A 17735-nucleotide genomic window follows, 5' to 3' on the forward strand; every position below is an offset into this window, starting at 1 on the left:
AGGGTAGTCATAGGAGGGCATAGAGTACGCGACGGGGTCCGGCCGGTCCCGCCGCGCGGGGTGACGACGGCCCTAGGACTCGCCGCGCAGATCGGCGAGGAGGCCGGGCAGGTCGTCGGGCTGGACCAGCACCTCGCGGGCCTTCGATCCCTCGCTCGGGCCGACCACGTTGCGGCTCTCCAGCAGGTCCATCAGCCGTCCGGCCTTGGCGAAGCCGACCCGCAGCTTGCGCTGGAGCATCGACGTGGAGCCGAACTGGGTCGACACGATCAGCTCGGCGGCCTGGACCAGCAGGTCGAGGTCGTCGCCGATCTCCTCGTCGATCTCCCGCTTGACGGCGGCCGGCGCGGCCACGTCCTCGCGGTACTCGGCCTGCATCTGGACCTTGCAGTGGCCGACGACCTCCGCGATCTCCTTCTCGGAGATGAACGCGTTCTGGAGCCGTATCGGCTTGCTCGCGCCCATCGGCAGGAACAGCGCGTCACCCTGCCCGACGAGCTTCTCGGCGCCCGGCTGGTCGAGGATGACCCGGGAGTCGGCGAGCGAGGAGGTCGCGAACGCGAGCCGGGACGGCACGTTCGCCTTGATCAGGCCGGTGACCACGTCCACGGACGGCCGCTGGGTGGCGATGACCAGGTGGATGCCCGCGGCCCGGGCGAGCTGGGTGATGCGGACGATCGAGTCCTCCACGTCGCGCGGCGCGACCATCATCAGGTCGGCCAGCTCGTCCACGATCACCAGCAGGTACGGGTACGGCTGGTAGACCCGCTCACTGCCCGGCGGGGGCACCAGCTTGCCCGCCCGGACGGCCTTGTTGAAGTCGTCGACGTGCCGGAAGCCGCTGGCGGCCAGGTCGTCGTACCGCCGGTCCATCTCGCCGACCACCCATTCGAGGGCCTCGGCGGCCTTCTTCGGGTTGGTGATGATCGGCGTGATGAGGTGGGGAATGCCCTCGTACGAGCTGAGCTCGACCCGCTTGGGGTCGACCAGCACCATGCGGACCTCGTCGGGGGTGGCCCGCATCAGGATCGAGGAGATCAGCCCGTTGATGCAGGTCGACTTGCCCGCGCCGGTGGCGCCCGCGATGAGGATGTGCGGCATCTTGGCCAGGTTGGCCACGATCGTGCGGCCCTCGACGTCCTTGCCGAGGCCGACGATCATCGGGTGGTGGTCGGCCTGGGCCACCTGCGAGCGCAGCACGTCGCCGAGCGACACGAGGTCCTTGTCGACGTTGGGAATCTCCACGCCGATCGCCGACTTGCCCGGGATCGGGGACAGGATCCGCACGTCGGCCGACTTCACCGCGTACGCGATGTTCTTGGTGAGCGCGGTGACCTTCTCGACCTTGACCGCCGGGCCCAGCTCGATCTCGTACCGCGTGACCGTCGGGCCGCGGGTGAACCCGATGACCTGCGCGTCGATGGAGAACTGCTCCAGCACGCTGGTCAGCGCGTTCACGACCGTCCGGTTGGCCTTGGTCTCCTGCTTGGGGGCGCTGCCCGGCCGCAGCAGCGCGAGATCGGGCACCGTGTAGGGCCCCTCCTGGCTGGACAGGACGAGCTGCTCGACCTTCCGCGGCGCCGGGGTCGGCAGCGGCGGCTGCGGCGGGGCCTTGGGGAGCTCTATCTCCGGCTCGGTGGGCTCGCTCGGCGCGGCCAGGTCGGCGGCCGCGTCGGCGGCCTCGTCCACCAGGCCGGGGACGATCTCCGGCGAGTGCTCCTTCTCCGACAGCACGGGCGTGTCGTACGGCTTGACCCGGTCGCCGCCCTCACCGGCGTCGCCCTGCGACTTGCGGGTGCGCTTCTTCGGCCCGGCCGGCGACCTGCGCGGCCCCCCGGCCCCCTCCGGCCGCTCGAAGAGCATGTGCCGGATCTCGGCGAGGCGCTCGGGGACGCGGTGCACCGGGGTCGCGGTGATCACCAGCAGGCCGAAGCCCGACAGCATCACCAGAAGCGGGATCGTGATGAACGCCGGCAGGATGCTCGACGGCGGCGCCGAGACGATGAAGCCGACCATGCCGCCCGCCGCCGACACGTTGTCCATGCCGTCGGTCGGCCCGCCCGAGGGGTACGGCGTGCCGTGGGCGACATGCACGATCCCGAGGATCCCGGCCAGCAGCGCGGTCCAGCCGATGCCCATCCTGCCGGTCTCGGAGTTCTGGTCGGGGTGGCGCAGCAGCCGCCAGGCGAGCAGCGCGAGGAGCACGGGGACGGCCCAGGTGAGCGAGCCGACCGTGCCGCGCACCACGGCGTCGACGACCGCGGCGAAGCCCGTCGTGGTGTCGCGGCGCCAGGTCAGGGCGGCGAGCACGATGGCGCCGGCCAGCACCGACAGGCCCTGCCCGTCGCGCCGGTGCACGGGGTCGAGGTCGCGGGCGTTCTGCCCGAGCGCCCGGGCCGCCATGCCCAGGCTGTTCGCCACCACCATCCAGAGGCCGATGACGACCTTGCCGATCACCAGGAAGACCCAGCTGATCGGGTCGTGTCCGGTGGCGGGCGGGCGCTTCCTCGGCGCGGGCCGGGGCGCCGCCCTGCCTCGGGAGCCCGCCGGGGACCGTTTCGGTGCTGCCGTACGGGACCCCGAGCGCTGCCCGGAGCGGGGCGTGGAGCGCTTGCCGGACCCCTGTCCGGACGTACGGGTGGCCATGATGCCGAAGTTACTCGTAAGGCACGGAGATGTCCGGAAGGCTCGCCGAACGGGCCGGGGCGGCGGGTTGATTCAGTAGGCGCGGCGCTGGCGCAGGGCGGAGCGCTCGATGCGCTCGCGCGCCTCCAGGAGGCAGGAGGCGATCTCCTTCTCCCGATCCGGGGTGAGGCGCGGGATCGGCACCGAGCAGCTGATGGCGTCTCTCGGCGGATCGCTGATCCGCAGCGCCACGCCGAAGCACCGCAGCCCCTCGGTGTTCTCCTCCCGGTCGACGGAGTATCCCTGCTTGCGCACCCGGCGCAGGTCGACCAGCAGCTCCTCGGCGTCCACGATGGTGTGGGCCGTCAGCGAGGGCAGCTCGGCGGGCAGCAGCGCCCGCACCTCCTCGTCGTCCCGGCTCGCCAGGATCGCCTTGCCGAGGGAGGTGGTGCTCGCGGGCAGCCGGCGCCCGACCCGGGAGAACGGCCGCAGGTAGTGCCGCGAGGCGCGGGTGGCGAGGTAGACGACGTCGAAGTGGTCGAGCCGGGCGAGGTGCACGGTCTCCCCCGTGACCTCCGCCAGCCAGTCCAGCGCGTCGTGCGCGAGCTGGACCACCGGGTCGCCGTCGATGTACGTCGCCCCGACCAGCAGCGCCCGCATACCGATCCGGTACAACGTGCCGGTGACGTCGGTCTCGATCCAGCCGAGGTCGACCAGGGTGCGCAGCAGAGCGTGCAGGCTGCTCTTGGGGTAGCCCAGCTTGCCCTGCAGGTCGGTGAGGCTGTGCAGCCCGGGATACTGCGCGAAGAAGTCGAGCAGCTCGACCGTCCGGAGCGCCGACTTCACGTGCGGCACGGGTTCCGCCATTTGGTACCTCCCTGACCGGCCTGTCCGCCTCCTATTGTGAGCCGGTTCCCCAGGAGGCGACCGTACGGGAGGCGATGTAGTCCACATCCAGATCATCCCCCAGCCCGGGGGCATCCGGCATCCGCACCTTCCCGTCCACGAGCGGGTCGACGATCGACCGCAGGTGCGGGGCGGGGGTGTCGTAGTCCGAGTGCGGGTGCAGCAGGCCCCGCTCGTACCACCGCCCGCACAGCGTGGCACCGATCACGGCCAGGGCGCCGGACCCGTTGCCGTGGATCTCGCAGTCCATGCCGAACGACTCGGCGAGGTGCACGGCCTTGACCGCCGGGATGATCCCGCCGGAGCCGACCACGCCCACCCTGAGGATGTCGCACGCACCGGCGGCCACCCACTCGGCCCGGGCCATGTGCTTGCCCCAGGAGGTCTCCGGGCCGAGGATCGGCGTCCTGAGCTGGTCGGCGAGCCACCGGTACGACTGCACCGACGCCTCCTCCATCGGCTCCTCGTACCAGGCGAAGCCGAGCTCGTCGAGGGCGCGGCCGAGGGTCAGGGCCTCGGAGCGGGAGTACCAGTGGTTGCTGTCGAGCATGAGCGCCACGTCCGGGCCGACCGCGTCGCGGACCGCCGCGCACGCCTCGATGTCGCGGTCCACGCCGTACGGCATGGGCGGCATCCAGGTGTGCAGCTTGATCCCGCGGTAGCCGCGGGAGACCAGGTCCTTGGCGAAGGCGGCGTAGTCCTCGGGGGTGGCCAGGCCGCCGGGGATGTCGTCGCCGCACATCGTGCTCGCGTACGCCGGCACCTCGGCGCGGGCGCCGCCGAGCAGCTTCCAGACCGGCAGGCCGAGCCTGCGCCCCGCGAGGTCCCACAGGGCCTGGTCGGCGGCGCTGAGCGCGCGGTCGGAGAGGTTGCCCTGCGCGCCGCGTTGGCGTCGGGCGACGCGGTGCCATAGCCGCTCCCGGTCGAGGCTGTCCTGGCCGACCAGCGCCGGTCCGATGTGACTCGTGATCACCGCCTCCCGTACGGTGTCCGGCGCGGCGAGGCAGTGCCCGGTGACGCCGTCGCTGTCGGTGATCGTGAGCAGCGCCTCCCGCACCTCGCGGGGCGGGCCGGGGTGCCGGTGGCCGTGCCCGTCGACCACCGACCTGGTGACCGTGGTGAAGACCGTGACGCCGACGCGTTCGACGACCGCCATGGGAACCTCGCCTCCTGAGTGGGCTGCCTCGGTGGGTTGGGAGGGCCGGTGCGCGGTCAGGGACGCACCGGCCCGGTCCGGGGGTGGCCGCTCAGCCGCCGTTGGCCTTCTTCCATTCGGCCTGGGCGTCGGTCAGCTTCTGCGCCAGGGTGTCGAGGAACTCCTGGGGCTTCATCTGGCCGAGCAGCACCTTCTGGAAGAGGGGCTCGGTGTCGGCCTTGGTGATGGAGGAGAACTGGGGCAGGTAGTAGGGCGGCGACACGACCTGGGTGCTCGGATCGTTCAGCGTGTCGACGGCCGTCTTGAGGTGGTCCAGGCCCTGCACCCAGGAGTCGCCCTGCGCGTCGGTGTTGGCCGGGATCTGGCCGGTCTGCTGGTTCCAGTAGCTGTTGCCGTCGCGGGAGACGAGGAACTCCACGAACTTCCAGGCGGCGTCCTTGTGCTCGCTGCTCTTGAACACCGCGAAGCCGTCCACCGGGTTGGCGACGACGGTCCGCTTCCCGCCCGGGCCGGTCGGCAGCGCGAACGCGCCGATCTTGTCCTTGCCGTGCGCCTTCACGTGGTCGTTGTACGACCCCAGGTTGTGGTGCATCATCGCGATCTTCCCGGTGCCGAAGGCGGCGACCATCTTCGGGAAGTCGTTGGTGACGTCGGCCTCGGGGGTGTCCTTCTTGTACAGCCCGGCCATCCTGCCGAGGAACTCGGCGTTCTTCGGGTCGTTGACCGTGCTCTTCCCCGAGGCGTCGAAGAACTCGCCGATCCCCGAGTAGGAGTACATCTCGGCGAGGATCTGGAAGATCGATCCGGCGCCGCCGCGGATCGTGTAGCCGTACTGGTCGGGTTTCTTCGTCAGCCGGTCGGCGTCCGTGAAGAACTCGTCCCAGGTCGCCGGCGCCTGCTGGAGCTTGTCCTTCAGGTACCAGACCACGTCCATGTTGGAGGTGTTCGGCACCAGGTAGAGCTTGCCGTCGGGCACCGTCTTGCGGACCGAGTCGAGCATCGGCGTGGCCAGCTTGCCGTTCACCCCGCTCTTGGCCAGCCACTCGTCCGCCGGCTCCAGCGCCTGCTGGCCGGTCAGGTTGGCCAGGTACGAGGTGGTCACGCCGCCGACGTCGGGGGTGTCGCCGCCCGCGACGGCCGTGTCGTACTTCTGCTGGACCGAGGCGATCGGGACGCCGACGTACTCGACGTGGATCGTGGGGTTGGCCGCCTCGAACCGCTTGATGAGCTCCTGGTAGATCGGGGTGCGGGCGCCGCCGTTGTTGTCCCAGAACGTGATGGTCGTCTTGCCGGAGCCCTCGCCGGAGTCCGAGCCGGACCCGCACCCGGTGGCGGTGACGGCGAGAACGGCGAGCGCCGCCCAGGCCACCTTCATCTTCATGGTTCCTCCTGGTCAGGAGAGGCTGTGTAGAGCTGGGGGGATCGCTACCCCTTGACCGCGCCGGCGCTGATGCCGTGCACGAGATAGCGCTGGACCACTGCGAACACGCAGACCACCGGCAGAGCGGCGACGACGCCACCGGCCGCCAGAGCCCCGAAGTCGGCGCTGTACTCCCCGATCGTGTAGCTGAGCCCGACGGGGATCGTGAAGCTGTCCTGCCTGCTGACGAACATCAGCGCGAACAGGAAGTTGTTCCACGTGTGGATGAACGCGAACGACCCGACCGCGATCAGTCCCGGCCGCAGCTGCGGCAGCACGATCGCGAGGAAGCCGCGCAGCCGGCCGCACCCGTCGACCATCGCGGCCTCCTCCACCGTGAACGGCACGGCCGAGACGAACCCGCTCATGAGGATGATCGACAGAGGCAGGTTGAAGACGGTGTCGGCGACGATCAGGCTGCCGAGGCTGTTGATGAGGCCGAGCGTCTTGAAGATCGAGAACAGCGGGATCAGCATCATCGCGCCGGGAACGAACTGGGTGCACAGCAGCACGACCATGAACAGGCTCCGGCCGCGGAACCGGTAACGCGCCAGGGCGTAGCCGCCCATGACCGCGATCACCGTGGTGACCAGCAGCGACCAGACCCCGACGATCACGCTGTTCCGGAAGAACACCGCGTAGCCGATGTCGTTCCAGACGGTCTCGAAGTGCTCGAACGTGATCGGCCACGGCACCGGGTCGGCCGATCCCGCCGGACGCAGGGCGAAGACCAGCATCCAGTAGAACGGCACGAGGGTGAAGACCAGGTACAGCCCGAGAGGGACGTAGAGCCGCAGCACCCGGCCGGGGTCCCGTCTCGGCCGCCCGCGGCGGGCCGCGGGCACCGCTCGCGGGCGCGGGCGGGTCATGACGTCGGCGCTCATCGCCGGAGCCCTCCTCATCGGTCCTCGCCGAACCGGCTGAGCCGGAGGTAGAGGACGGAGCAGAACAGCAGGATCACGAAGCCCGCCATCGTCAGCGCCGAGCCGTACCCGAAGTCCTTGGAGTCGACGGCCCGCTGCGCGACGTACAGCGGCAGCGTGGTCGTGACCTGCGCGGGACCGCCGCCGGTGAGCGTGTAGAGCAGGTCGACGTTGTTGAACTCCCAGACCCCGCGCAGCAGCGTGGCCAGCACGATCGCGTCGCGCAGGTGCGGCAGCGTGACGTGGCGGAAGCGCCTGAGGCGCCCGGCGCCGTCCACCGCCGCGGCCTCGTACAGCTCGCCCGGGATTCCCTGCAGGCCGGCGAGCAGGAGGATCGCGAAGAACGGCACGCCGCGCCACAGCTCGGCCACCACCACGGCCGGGAAGACCGTGTCGGGATTGCCGAGCACCGCCGCCTCGGGCTGCCCGAGGAAACGCAGGACGCCGGTGCCCGGCGTGTAGAGCAGGATCCAGATCCCGGTCGTCAGCACTCCGGAGACGGCCCACGGGGAGAACACCAGCGACCGGGCGAGCCCCCGGCCGATGAAGCTTTCATTGACTATCAGCGCCAGCGCCAGCCCGAGGAGCAGCTGGAGACCGATCTCGGCGATCACCCATTTGGCGGTGAATCCCAGGCTGTGCCAGAAAACCTCGTCCTCGAACAGCATGTGCCGGAAATTGTCCAGGCCGGCGAAGCCGTCCGCCCACGGGCGGGTGAGATTGCGGTGCTGCAGGCTGTAGTAGGCGACGCTGCCGATCGGATAGACGAGGAACGCGGCGATCAGCGCGACCGTGGGTGAGATCAGCAGGTACGGCACGGCTCTGCGGCGCATCGTCGTCACCGGCCCATCTCCTTCGCGACGCTTCTCCAGGGATCTGAACATATTCCTGAACGCCGTTCACGGACATGGACGACGACGGATCAACGGTGATATTCCGCACTCGTCCTGTCAAGGACCCGTGTCCTATTCGAGACATTCACTCTCGGCACTCCCGCACGCCTTGACCATCGCCACAACTCGCCGTACGGTCCGGGTGTTCATGAGTATGAATCACGTTCAGAAGGATGAAGGCACGACCGCGAACGGAGACCGCCATGCCCGCAAGATCCCTGCTCGTGCCCGCCGTCCTGGTGCTCGCGACCGCCGTCCCGGCGCCTGCGGCGAGCGCCGCCGCGACCGATTCCGTGGCGACCGATTCTGTGGCGACCGATTCTGTGGCAGCCGATCTCGGGCGGCAGACGCTCCCGGCGGGGGACGGCTGGGCCTCGGCCGGCGCCGGCACCACCGGCGGCGCGGCGGCGCCCGCCGCAAACGTCCGCGTGGTCACCGACCGTGCGGGCCTGGTCGCGGCGCTCGCCTCCCCCGGCCCCCGGATCATCTACGTGAAGGGCGTCGTCGACGTCGACAGGACCTGCGCGGACTTCGCCACCGGCGGCTACACCCTCGCGGGCTACCTCACGGCGTACGACCCGGCCGTGTGGGGCAGCGACACCGAGCCGTCCGGGCCGATGGAGGACGCGCGGGCCGCCTCGGCGGCGGCGCAGACCAAGTACGTCAAGCTCAAGGTGCCGTCGAACACCACGATCGTCGGCCTGCCCGGAGCGACGATCCGGCACATCAACCTGCACGTGGACAAGGCCGACAACGTCATCATCCGCAACATCCGCTTCGAGGACGCCGCCGACTGCTTCCCCCAGTGGGACCCCACCGACGGCGACGAGGGCAACTGGAACTCCCTCTACGACAACATCTCGGTCACCGGTTCGACCCATGTGTGGATCGACCACAACACGTTCACCGACGGGGACAACCCCGACGCGAACCAGCCGGTCTACTTCGGCCGGCCGTACCAGGTGCACGACGGCCAGGCGGACATCACCAGCGCGTCCGACCTCGTGACCGTCTCCTGGAACAGCTTCCGCGACCACGACAAGACGATGCTGATCGGCTCGACCAACAACCCCGCGAACGACCGGGGCAAGCTCAGCGTCACCGTGCACCACAACGAGTTCTACGACAACCTGCAGCGCCTGCCGCGGGTGCGGTTCGGCAAGGTGCACGTCTACAACAACTACTACCAGGCGCCCGACGCGGCGACCTTCGTGTACGCACTGGGTGTGGGCGTGGAGTCCCAGATCTACGCGGAGAACAACTACTTCCGGCTCAGCCGGGCCGTGGACCCGGCCGCGCTGCTGTACGACTGGGGCGGCACCGCCCTCACCGCCAAGGGCAACCTGCTGCGCGTCGGCGGAACGGAACGGCCGATCGACCTGGTCGGGGCGTACAACGCGAAGCACGACCCCGATCTCGGCGCGGACGCGGGCTGGACCCCGGCCCTGCACACCGGGATCGACCCCGCCGCGGCGGTGCCCAGGGAGGTCTCCCGGCACGCGGGCGCCGGGAAGATCCGCTGACGTCCGCGCGGACTCCGCGTCGTCCCCCGCGGCCCGCCTGAGACGTGCCCACCTGAGACGGGCACGCCTCAGGTGGGCACGCCTCAGGCGGGCAGGCGGAGCCCGAGCTGGACGCACAGCTCAAGCTGGTCGTAGAAGACCTCGCTGCAGCCGATCAGGCCGCACCCGACGTCGATGTCGAACATCCAGCAGGAGCGCACGCTGACCCGCCGCCCGGTGGCCTCGACGACCTCGCCCGTGGTGAGCGGGAACGGGCCGGCGTGCGTGCCGGTGCCCACGGCGGCCACGGCCACGGCCGCCTCCGTGACGATCTTCTGCCACACCGTGACGCGCACGTCGGGGAAGGCGTGCCAGACGGACGTGTGGTACGACGCGACCTCCGAGCGGCCCTCCACGGGCCCGCCGGGCCCCACCGCCCTCGGCTCCCGGCCGAAGCAGGCCATGACCTCCCCGAGGTCGTGGGCGTTGTAGGCGGTGAAGTACCGCTCCACCACATCGAGCACGGCGAAACCCCCGTTTCCCGCACATCCGGGAGTCCAGGTTACGTGGGCGTACGTCCGTCAGGAGAGGCGCGGGCGGCCGTCCACCCGCTGGGGCACGCCGAGGGGGTTGCCGTCGCGCAGCTCCGGCGGGAGCAGGTCCTCCGGCCAGTCCTGGTACGCCACCGGGGTCGTCCAGCGCCTGATGGCGGCCGCGCCGACGGAGGTGTGCGCTGGGGTGGTGGAGGCGGGCCAGGGGCCGCCGTGGTGCATCGCCCAGCAGACGGCGACCCCGGTGGGCCAGCCGTTCCAGATGAGCCGCCCGGCCAGCCGGCGCAGCACCGGCAGCAGGTCGCGGGCCTCCTCGGGCCCGGCGGCGTGCACGGTCGCGGTCAGCGACCCGGGCAGCCGCCGCAGCACGGCGGGCAGATCGGCGGGGTCGCGGTAGCGGATCACGATCGCCGAGGGGCCGAAGCACTCCTCCCCCAGCTCGGGCAGGCCGTCCGCGAACGCTTCCAGGTCCGCGGCGAACACCCGCGGGGTGATGCCGTCCACCTCGCCTCCGCCGGCCAGCACTGTGAGCCGTTCGGCGAGCCTGCCGGACGCCCGCAGGTAACCTTCACGGATCTTGGCGGTCAGCATGGGCCCGCCGCTGGTTCCCGCGACCGCCTCGGCGACGGCCTGCCCGAACCCTCCCTCGGCCGGGACGAACACCAGGCCGGGGTTGGTGCAGAACTGCCCCACCCCGAGCGTCAGCGAGGCCGCGAACCCGGAGGCCACGGCGGCGGGATCGGCCGACGGCAGCACGACGACGGGGTTGACGCTGCCCAGCTCGCCATAGAATGGGATGGGGTCGGGCCGCTCGTCGATGAGCTTCTGGATCGCCTTCCCGCCCGCGATCGAGCCGGTGAAGCCGGCCGCCGTGACCAGCGGGTGCCGCACCAGCGGCCCGCCGGCCTCGAACCCGTGCACGAGCCCGAGCAGGTCCGGGTCGGGCAGGGCCCGCCGTACGACGGAGGCGGTGAGGTCGGAGGTGCGCGGATGGCCCTCGTGCGCCTTGACCACGACCGGGCAGCCGGCCGCGAGGGCCGACACCGTGTCGCCGCCCGCCACGGAGAACGCGAAGGGGAAGTTGCTGGCCGCGAAGACGGCGACGACGCCGAGCGGATGGTTCATCCGGCGCACGTCGGGACGCGGCGGCGTGGCGCCGGGGTCGGGGTGATCGATGACCGCCTCGACCCACCCGCCGTCGCGCAGGACGTCCGCGAACAGCCGGAACTGCGCGGCCGTACGGGCGACCTCCCCGCGCAGCCGGGCCTCGGGCAGGCGGGTCTCCTCCGCCGCGACCGGCCACAGCTCCTCGGCGTGCTTGAGCAGCGCGTCGGCGACGGTTTCGAGCACGGCGGCCCGCTCGGCCGCGGGCGTCGTGCGCCACGCCTCGCCCGCCGCCGCGGCCCGCCGGACCGCCTCGTCCACCGCTTGATCCATCGGGCTGGTCATCTCATCCCTCCGCCGTGAGACTGTCCACGTCGTAGTGGGGGCCGCAGAACGCCCCGCCCACCACGGAGTGCGGCAGGTCGCCGAGGTCCGGCTCGCCGTGCTCGGCGACGAGCGTATCGGCGAAGACCTCGGCGTCGTCCTTCGGCTCGTAGCCGATGGCCCTGCCCTCCTCCAGGGACCACCAGCGGCGGGTGTTGGCCGACACGCCCCAGACCACGTGGAAGCCGTCGGCCGCCAGCGCCGCCTCGGCCAGTCGCGCGCAGTCGTCGGGCGACAGCCACGTCGACAGCATGCGCACGTCCCTCGGCCGCTCGAAGCAGGAGCCGATGCGCAGGCACGTCACCGCGAGGCCGTAACGGTCGTGGTAGAGCGAGCCGAGCGCCTCCTTGGTGACCTTGCTGACGCCGTAGAAGGTGTCCGGGCGCGGGAACAGGTAGTCGGGGGCCTCTCCCTCGCCGCGCGGGGCGAACCCGACGGCGTGGTTGCTGCTCGCCAGCACGACGTGGCGGACCCCGGCCCGCCGTGCGGCCTCCAGCACCACGTAGGTGCCGTTGACGTTGACATCCAGGATCTGCGCCCAGGGGCGTTCGAGGCTGTGCCCGCCCAGGTGGAGCACGGCGTCCACGCCGTCCATCGCGGCGGCCATGGCCTCCTCGTCGATGATGCTCGCGGTCACCGCCTCCTCGCCGGGCCCCGCCTCCAGGGGCGTGACGTCGAGCAGACGCAACACGCGCCCCTCCTTGGCCAGCCGGGGTCGCAGCAAGGTGCCGACGCCGCCCGCCGCGCCGGTGATGAGAATACGCATGTGCCTCCTGTCGCGATCTGTCCTGATTTCTGCGCCGATACCACTTTGCAGTTTCACAGTAACGCCCGCGTGTTCACAACAACGGGCGCTGTTCGTGTATATGAACCCAAGGCGCCCTTCGTGAGACGGCTGCACTCTTCGTTGACTTCACATTCAGGGCCCGACTAGCGTCAAGAACAGGATCGAGAACAGTGTCCACATACGTGGACGGGAGGGCTGGCGGATGCGTCTCGAGGGCGTTCTCTTCTTCCCCGTGACACCGTTCGACCCCGGCGGCGAACTGGCCGGGGACGTACTGGCCCGGCACGTGACGCGCGGAGTCGCGGACGGCGCGGGCGGGGTGTTCGCGGCCTGCGGCACCGGCGAGTTCAACGCGCTGGGCATCGACGAGTACGAGCGGGTGGTGCGGATCTCCGTCGAGTCGGCCGGCGGGCGGGTCCCCGTCCTGTCCGGCGCGGGCGGGCCGCTCCCGTACGCCCGCGAGTGCGCGCGCAGGGCCGCGGCGGCCGGCGCGGACGGGCTGCTGCTGTTGCCGCCCTACCTGGTGAACGCCCCCGCCGAGGGCCTGGTGCGCTACGTCCGCGAGGTCGCGGCGGCCACCGACCTGCCGGTCATCGTCTACCAGCGGGGCAACGCCCGGTTCACGCCCGCCACCGCGGCGACGCTCACCGGGATCGCGAACGTCACCGGGTTCAAGGACGGCCTCGGCGACGTCGACCTCATGCAGCGGATCGTGCTCGCCGTACGGGAGACCGCGGGGCGGGAGTTCACGTTCTTCAACGGTCTGCCGACGGCCGAGATGACCGTGCCCGCCTACCGGGGGATCGGCGTGAGCCTGTACTCCTCCGCCGTGTTCTGCTTCCTCCCCGAGGTCGCCCTGGCCTTCCACAAGGCCGTGAACGCCGGAGACGACGACCTGGTGCGCCGCCTGCTGAGCGGCTTCTACCGGCCGCTGGTCGAGTTGCGCGACCTCGTGCCCGGCTACGCCGTCTCGCTGGTCAAGGCGGGCGTCACGCTGCGCGGCCTCGACGTGGGCGGGGTGCGGCCGCCGCTCGTGGACGCGGCCCCCGAACACGTCGCCCGGCTGGAGAAGCTGATCGCGGCCGGGCTGGACATGGTCGGTTGACATCCTCCCCTCCCTGAAGGGAGGGGATTCCAACCCTCACAGGTTGGTCTTCCTGCTTCGCCGCCGGCCGCCTCGTCCGAGAGGACTCTCGTTGAGGTCTTACACCAGCTCCACAGGCGTTTCACCTCTCCGCCAGCCCGGCGGCGAGGATGTTCCTGGCGGCGTTGACGTCCCGGTCGTGGACCGCGCCGCAGGCGCACTCCCATTCCCGGACGTGCAACGGCATCGCCTCGGCCAGTGCCCCGCACACGCTGCACAGCTTGGAGGAGGGAAACCACCGGTCGATCACGACCAGTTCCCGCCCATACCACCTGGCTTTGTACTCCAGCATCGACCGCAGCTCCCGCCAGCCGGCGTCGGAGATGGCGCGGGCGAGCGAGTGGTTCTTGACCATGTGGCGGACGGTCAGGTCCTCGATCACGACCGTTTGGTTATCGCGGACGAGCGAGGTGGTCAGCTTGTGCAGGAAGTCCCGGCGCCGGTCGGCGATCCGGGCGTGGGCGCGGGCGACCTTCAGCCGGGCCCTGGCCCGGTTCGCGCTGCCCGCCGCCTTGCGCGCCAGCGAGCGCTGGGCCGTGGCCAGGCGCCTGCGATCGGCACGCTCATGCCGGGGATTGGCCACCCTGCCGTCCTCGTCGGTCACCCTGGGGATCGGGCGGGACAGGGCCACCAGGCTGGTGATCCCCGCGTCCACCCCGACCACGTCCCCGCTGGGGCCAAGGGGGCGGATCGCCTCCTCCACCAGGAGGGACACGAACCACCGCCCGGCCGCGTCCCTGCTCACGGTCACCGTGGACGGCTCCGCCCCTTCCGGGAGCGGACGCGACCACACGATGTCCAGCGGCCCGTCCATCTTCGCCAGCCACAACCGGCCGTCCCGCCATCGGAACGCCGAGCGGGTGTACTCGGCCGACGCCCGCGACCTCTTACGCGACTTGAACACCGGATACCCCGCCCGCTTGGCGAAGAAATTCGCGAACGCCGCCTGCAAATGCCGCAGCGCCTGCTGCAACGGCACACAGGACACCCCGTTGAGGAACGCCAGCTCCTCCTCGCGCTTCCACGCCGTCAGCGCGGCCGAGGACTCCGCATAGGAGACACGGCGGCCCTCAAGCGTGTAGGCGCGAGTGCGTTCCTCCAGCGCCTTGTTGTACACCAGGCGCACGCACCCGAACGTCCGGGCAAGCTCTTCGACCTGCTCGGGGGTGGGATAGAAGCGGTACTTGTAGGCCCGCTTCACCATCTGCGCCACGCCGCACATCATGCCACCCGATCAGCTGACGATCACGTGGCTTCCTACAGCGGTCCGCTTTGCGGCAAAACACCCACCCTCGCCCTGCTCCGCAGGGAGTCCGATTCCTCCCCCGCCTGAAGACGGGGGCTTCCACGGAGGATCTTGATGAGCGGCCCGATGAGGATTCGCGAGATACACGTCACGCCGGTCGCCTTCCGCGACCCGCCGCTGCTCAACGCCGCCGGCGTCCACGAGCCCTGGGCCCTGCGCACGGTCGTCGAGGTCGTCACCGACGAGGGGCTGACCGGCCTCGGGGAGACCTACGGCGACATCGACCACCTCGTACGGGTGCGGGCCGCGGCCGAGGCGCTGCGCGGTCACGACGTCTACGGCGACAACGCCATGTACGCCACGGTGGCCGGCCTCGTCGGCGCCGACGTGGTCACCGACCTGCACGGCCTGACCGGCACCTCCTCCCGGGCCAAGACCGTCGACCGGATCTTCTCCCCCTTCGAGGTCGCCTGCCTGGACATCCGGGGCAAGGCGGCGGGCCGGCCCGTCGTGGACCTGCTCGGCGGCCGGGTGCGCGACGCCGTGCCCTACAGCGCGTACCTCTTCTACAAGTGGGGCGGCCACCCCGGCGCCCCGGAGGACGGCTTCGGCGCCGCACTCGACCCCGAGGGGGTGGTCGAGCAGGCCCGCCTCCTGATCGGCCGGTACGGCTTCGGCTCGATCAAGCTCAAGGGCGGGGTGTTCCCGCCCGACCAGGAGATCGAGGCGATCCGCGCGCTGCGGGACGCCTTCCCGGAGCATCCGCTGCGCCTCGACCCCAACGCCGTGTGGAGCGTGGAGACCTCGATCCGGGTGGGCCGCGAGCTCGACGGCCTGCTGGAATACCTGGAGGACCCCACCGAGGGCATCGAGGGCATGGCGCGGGTCGCCGCCGAGGTGCCGATGCCGCTCGCGACCAACATGTGCGTCGTCACCCCCGAGCACCTGCCTCCGGCGCTGCGCGCGGGGGCCATCGGTGTGCTGCTGACCGACCACCACTACTGGGGCGGCCTGGTGCGCTCGGCGCACATCGCCACGCTGTGCGCGACCTTCGGCGTCGCGCTTTCCATGCACTCCAACTCCCACCTCGGCATCAGCCTGGCCGCGATGACGCACCTCGCCGCCGCCACCCCGGCGGTGACCCACGCCTGCGACACCCACACCCCCTGGCAGGACGGCCAGGACGTGGTCGCCCCATCTTCGGACGGTAAAAGCGCGCTGCGGTTCGTGAACGGCGCGGTCCCGGTGCCGGACGGCCCGGGACTCGGGGTGGAACTCGACCGCGACGCCCTCGCAATCATGAACGAGCAGTATGAGAAGTGCGGGGTCCGCTCCCGTGACGACACGACGTACATGAGGTCCGTCGACCCGTCCTTCTCCGCTCGGAGGCCACGCTGGTGAACGTCATCTACGCCTACCCCTGGGACATCGCCGGCGACCCGGGCGCCGCCGGCCGCCTGGCGGCGCTCGGCGTCGACGCCGTCGCGCTCGCCGCGTCGTACCACACCACCCGGGCCGCGACCCCCCACCACCCGGCCCACCGGCTGGTCGACGCCCGGCACTCCGCCTGCTACGTGCCCGTACGGGAGGAGGCGTGGAAGGGCGCCCGCCTGGTGCCGGGCACGCCGTCGTGGATGGACTCCGCCGACCCGTTCGGGGAGGCCAGGGACGCCCTGCGCGCGGCGGGCCTGCCGGTGCGGGCGTGGACCGTGCTGACCCACAACACGCTGCTCGGCTCGGCCAACCCCGACCTGGTCGTCGTCAACGCGTTCGGGGAGAGCTATCCGTACGCGCTGTGCCCGGCGGCGGCCGACGTGCGCGACTACTGCCGCACGCTGGTCCGGGAGATCGTGGAGACCGGCGACCCGGACGCGCTGATCCTGGAGGCGTGCGGCCCGCTCGGCTTCCGGCACGGCGGCCACCACGAGAAGACCGACGGCGCGGACTGGTCGCCCGCGCAGGTCGCCCTGCTGTCCCTGTGCTTCTGCGCGAACTGCGTCGTGCGGTACGAGACGGCGGGGCTGGACGTGGCCGAGGCGCGGGCGCGGGTGCGCGCGGGCGTGGACGGCCGGCCGGGCTCGGTCGAGGAGGCGCTGGGCGACCTGGCGGACACCCTGCGCGGCCTGCGCACCGGGCTCGCGGGCGAGCTGCGCGCGCTGCTGCTGGCGGAGGCCAGGGCGGCGCGGCCCGGCCTGGAGGTCGCCCTGCACGCCAGCGCCGACCCGTGGGCGACCGGCCCGTTCGCGACCGTCCCCGAGGGCGTGGACGCCGACCTGCTCGTCGGCAACTGCTGGAACTCCCCGGAGGTGGACGAGGCCGGGCTGCGGGCCCTCGGCCGGCTGGGGCCGCGGGTGGGGGCGTACGTGCTGGCCCTGCCGCCGCGCCCGGCCGACGCCGGGGCGCTGACGTTCCTGGCCGAGGCGTACACCGCGGCCGGCGCCTCCGAGATCCACTGGTACCACGGCGGCCTCGCCTCCGCCGCCCGCCTCAAGGCGATCACCGCCGCCGTACGGCGCTGATCTGTATTGCAATGATCTGGCGCTGAGCCGGGCTCAGGTCACGAGGGACAGCCAGCGGTCGTGGGCGCCGTCGAACGGACCGGTCCGGGCGGCCACCGACTCCATCAGCCAGGCGGCCGACCGCTCCGCCTGGCTGATGACCTCCCGCGGGTACGCGTACCGCACCTGGTGGTCGGCGAACTCGTCCTCGTCGTCCAGCAGCACCCGGCCGTCGCGCATCCGCAGGACGTCGAGGTCGAGGTCGGCCATGGTGATCCGGCCGTCACGCCGCACCGGCACCGTCGTGATGTCGCAGTAGATCTCCGCCTTGTGCGGCGGGGCGTTGAACGACGCCGTCCACCACGCGTCGCGCGGGAACAGCATGACGGACGGGACCTCGAAGACCGTCTCCGGCTCGTGCCCCCGCTGGGCGATGGTCCGGGCGGGAAAGCCGGCCCAGACACCGTGCTCGTCCTCGCCGAGCAGCCGGGCGAAGTGGTGCCAGTGCAGCGCTCCGCCCCATTTGCGGTAGACGATCCTCACCTCGGACACGGGCGGGACGTTACGCCACGCCCGTATCCGAGTTCAACGGGATT

General features: G+C 71.3%; 14 protein-coding genes and 1 pseudogene. 4 read left to right on the top strand and 11 right to left on the bottom strand.

All coding sequences use genetic code 11. The features are described 5' to 3' along the window. Window positions 1–72: 72 nt before the first annotated feature. The 6 genes from Mam01_RS21545 to Mam01_RS21570 form a co-directional block, all read right to left on the bottom strand. Complete coding sequence (locus tag Mam01_RS21545) at window positions 73–2646, bottom strand: DNA translocase FtsK (RefSeq protein ID WP_204287044.1); 2574 nt, start codon at window positions 2644–2646, stop codon at window positions 73–75. A 72-nt stretch (window positions 2647–2718) separates the two neighbouring features. Next, entirely contained in the window at window positions 2719–3492 is a 774-nt protein-coding gene (locus tag Mam01_RS21550) for an IclR family transcriptional regulator (protein WP_150936897.1), read from the bottom strand. A 31-nt stretch (window positions 3493–3523) separates the two neighbouring features. Then, complete coding sequence (locus tag Mam01_RS21555; RefSeq protein WP_204287045.1) at window positions 3524–4687, bottom strand: enolase C-terminal domain-like protein; 1164 nt, start codon at window positions 4685–4687, stop codon at window positions 3524–3526. Window positions 4688–4778: 91 nt separating this feature from the next. Beyond that, the gene (locus tag Mam01_RS21560) at window positions 4779–6068 is read right to left on the bottom strand and encodes an ABC transporter substrate-binding protein (RefSeq protein ID WP_239101503.1); all 1290 of its coding nucleotides are present in this window, start codon (window positions 6066–6068) and stop codon (window positions 4779–4781) included. A gap of 44 nt (window positions 6069–6112) precedes the next feature. Continuing rightward, window positions 6113–6991 (bottom strand): carbohydrate ABC transporter permease, encoded by an 879-nt coding sequence (locus tag Mam01_RS21565; RefSeq protein ID WP_204287046.1) that lies wholly within the window; start codon window positions 6989–6991, stop codon window positions 6113–6115. Window positions 6992–7005: 14 nt separating this feature from the next. After that, window positions 7006–7863: a carbohydrate ABC transporter permease gene (locus Mam01_RS21570; protein ID WP_239101515.1), complete on the bottom strand. Its 858-nt coding sequence runs from the start codon at window positions 7861–7863 to the stop codon at window positions 7006–7008. 263 nt (window positions 7864–8126) lie between these two features. Here Mam01_RS21570 and Mam01_RS21575 point away from each other — a divergent pair, with 263 nt between their 5' ends. Continuing rightward, a complete protein-coding gene (locus Mam01_RS21575; protein WP_204287048.1) occupies window positions 8127–9446 on the top strand; it encodes a pectate lyase family protein in 1320 nt (439 codons plus the stop codon). 83 nt (window positions 9447–9529) lie between these two features. On the opposite strand, the gene Mam01_RS21580 is transcribed toward Mam01_RS21575, so the two are convergent. The 3 genes from Mam01_RS21580 to Mam01_RS21590 are packed head-to-tail and all read right to left on the bottom strand — an operon-like array spanning window position 9530 to window position 12230. Beyond that, window positions 9530–9949, bottom strand: coding sequence for a nuclear transport factor 2 family protein (locus Mam01_RS21580; protein WP_204287049.1), 420 nt, complete (start codon window positions 9947–9949; stop codon window positions 9530–9532). A 57-nt stretch (window positions 9950–10006) separates the two neighbouring features. Then, window positions 10007–11425: an aldehyde dehydrogenase (NADP(+)) gene (locus Mam01_RS21585; protein ID WP_204287050.1), complete on the bottom strand. Its 1419-nt coding sequence runs from the start codon at window positions 11423–11425 to the stop codon at window positions 10007–10009. 1 nt (window position 11426) lies between these two features. After that, window positions 11427–12230, bottom strand: a complete 804-nt coding sequence (locus Mam01_RS21590) for an NAD-dependent epimerase/dehydratase family protein (protein ID WP_204287051.1) — start codon at window positions 12228–12230, stop codon at window positions 11427–11429. 223 nt (window positions 12231–12453) lie between these two features. On the opposite strand from Mam01_RS21590, the gene Mam01_RS21595 reads away from it, so the two are divergent. Next, complete coding sequence (locus Mam01_RS21595; RefSeq protein WP_204287052.1) at window positions 12454–13356, top strand: 5-dehydro-4-deoxyglucarate dehydratase; 903 nt, start codon at window positions 12454–12456, stop codon at window positions 13354–13356. 37 nt (window positions 13357–13393) lie between these two features. Here the strand turns inward: Mam01_RS21595 and Mam01_RS21600 are convergent. Beyond that, window positions 13394–14617: pseudogene (locus Mam01_RS21600) on the bottom strand (RNA-guided endonuclease InsQ/TnpB family protein); the annotation flags it as partial. Between the two features lie 138 nt (window positions 14618–14755). On the opposite strand from Mam01_RS21600, the gene Mam01_RS21605 reads away from it, so the two are divergent. Both Mam01_RS21605 and Mam01_RS21610 read left to right on the top strand, forming a co-directional pair. Further along, entirely contained in the window at window positions 14756–16042 is a 1287-nt protein-coding gene (locus Mam01_RS21605; protein ID WP_239101504.1) for a glucarate dehydratase family protein, read from the top strand. After that, window positions 16039–17160: a hypothetical protein gene (locus tag Mam01_RS21610; RefSeq protein WP_204287054.1), complete on the top strand. Its 1122-nt coding sequence runs from the start codon at window positions 16039–16041 to the stop codon at window positions 17158–17160. The genes Mam01_RS21605 and Mam01_RS21610 overlap by 4 nt, the downstream gene beginning before the upstream one ends. A gap of 33 nt (window positions 17161–17193) precedes the next feature. Here the strand turns inward: Mam01_RS21610 and Mam01_RS21615 are convergent, their stop codons facing one another. Further along, on the bottom strand, window positions 17194–17691 hold the full coding sequence (locus Mam01_RS21615; protein WP_204287055.1) for a ribonuclease FAU-1 family protein: 498 nt from the start codon (window positions 17689–17691) through the stop codon (window positions 17194–17196). Between the last annotated feature and the right edge of the window lie 44 nt (window positions 17692–17735).

Origin of the sequence: Microbispora amethystogenes (assembly GCF_016863015.1) — a bacterium.
Taxonomy (GTDB): Bacteria; Actinomycetota; Actinomycetes; order Streptosporangiales; family Streptosporangiaceae; genus Microbispora; species Microbispora amethystogenes.

Coding starts and splice junctions, on each gene's coding strand:
- Mam01_RS21550 (WP_150936897.1), bottom strand. CDS start 3,492: ATGGCGGAACCCGTGCCGCACGTGAAGTCGGCGCTCCGGACGGTCGAG.
- Mam01_RS21555 (WP_204287045.1), bottom strand. CDS start 4,687: ATGGCGGTCGTCGAACGCGTCGGCGTCACGGTCTTCACCACGGTCACC.
- Mam01_RS21565 (WP_204287046.1), bottom strand. CDS start 6,991: ATGAGCGCCGACGTCATGACCCGCCCGCGCCCGCGAGCGGTGCCCGCG.
- Mam01_RS21585 (WP_204287050.1), bottom strand. CDS start 11,425: ATGACCAGCCCGATGGATCAAGCGGTGGACGAGGCGGTCCGGCGGGCC.
- Mam01_RS21605 (WP_239101504.1), top strand. CDS start 14,756: ATGAGCGGCCCGATGAGGATTCGCGAGATACACGTCACGCCGGTCGCC.
- Mam01_RS21590 (WP_204287051.1), bottom strand. CDS start 12,230: ATGCGTATTCTCATCACCGGCGCGGCGGGCGGCGTCGGCACCTTGCTG.
- Mam01_RS21560 (WP_239101503.1), bottom strand. CDS start 6,068: ATGAAGATGAAGGTGGCCTGGGCGGCGCTCGCCGTTCTCGCCGTCACC.
- Mam01_RS21570 (WP_239101515.1), bottom strand. CDS start 7,863: ATGCGCCGCAGAGCCGTGCCGTACCTGCTGATCTCACCCACGGTCGCG.
- Mam01_RS21595 (WP_204287052.1), top strand. CDS start 12,454: ATGCGTCTCGAGGGCGTTCTCTTCTTCCCCGTGACACCGTTCGACCCC.
- Mam01_RS21545 (WP_204287044.1), bottom strand. CDS start 2,646: ATGGCCACCCGTACGTCCGGACAGGGGTCCGGCAAGCGCTCCACGCCC.
- Mam01_RS21575 (WP_204287048.1), top strand. CDS start 8,127: ATGCCCGCAAGATCCCTGCTCGTGCCCGCCGTCCTGGTGCTCGCGACC.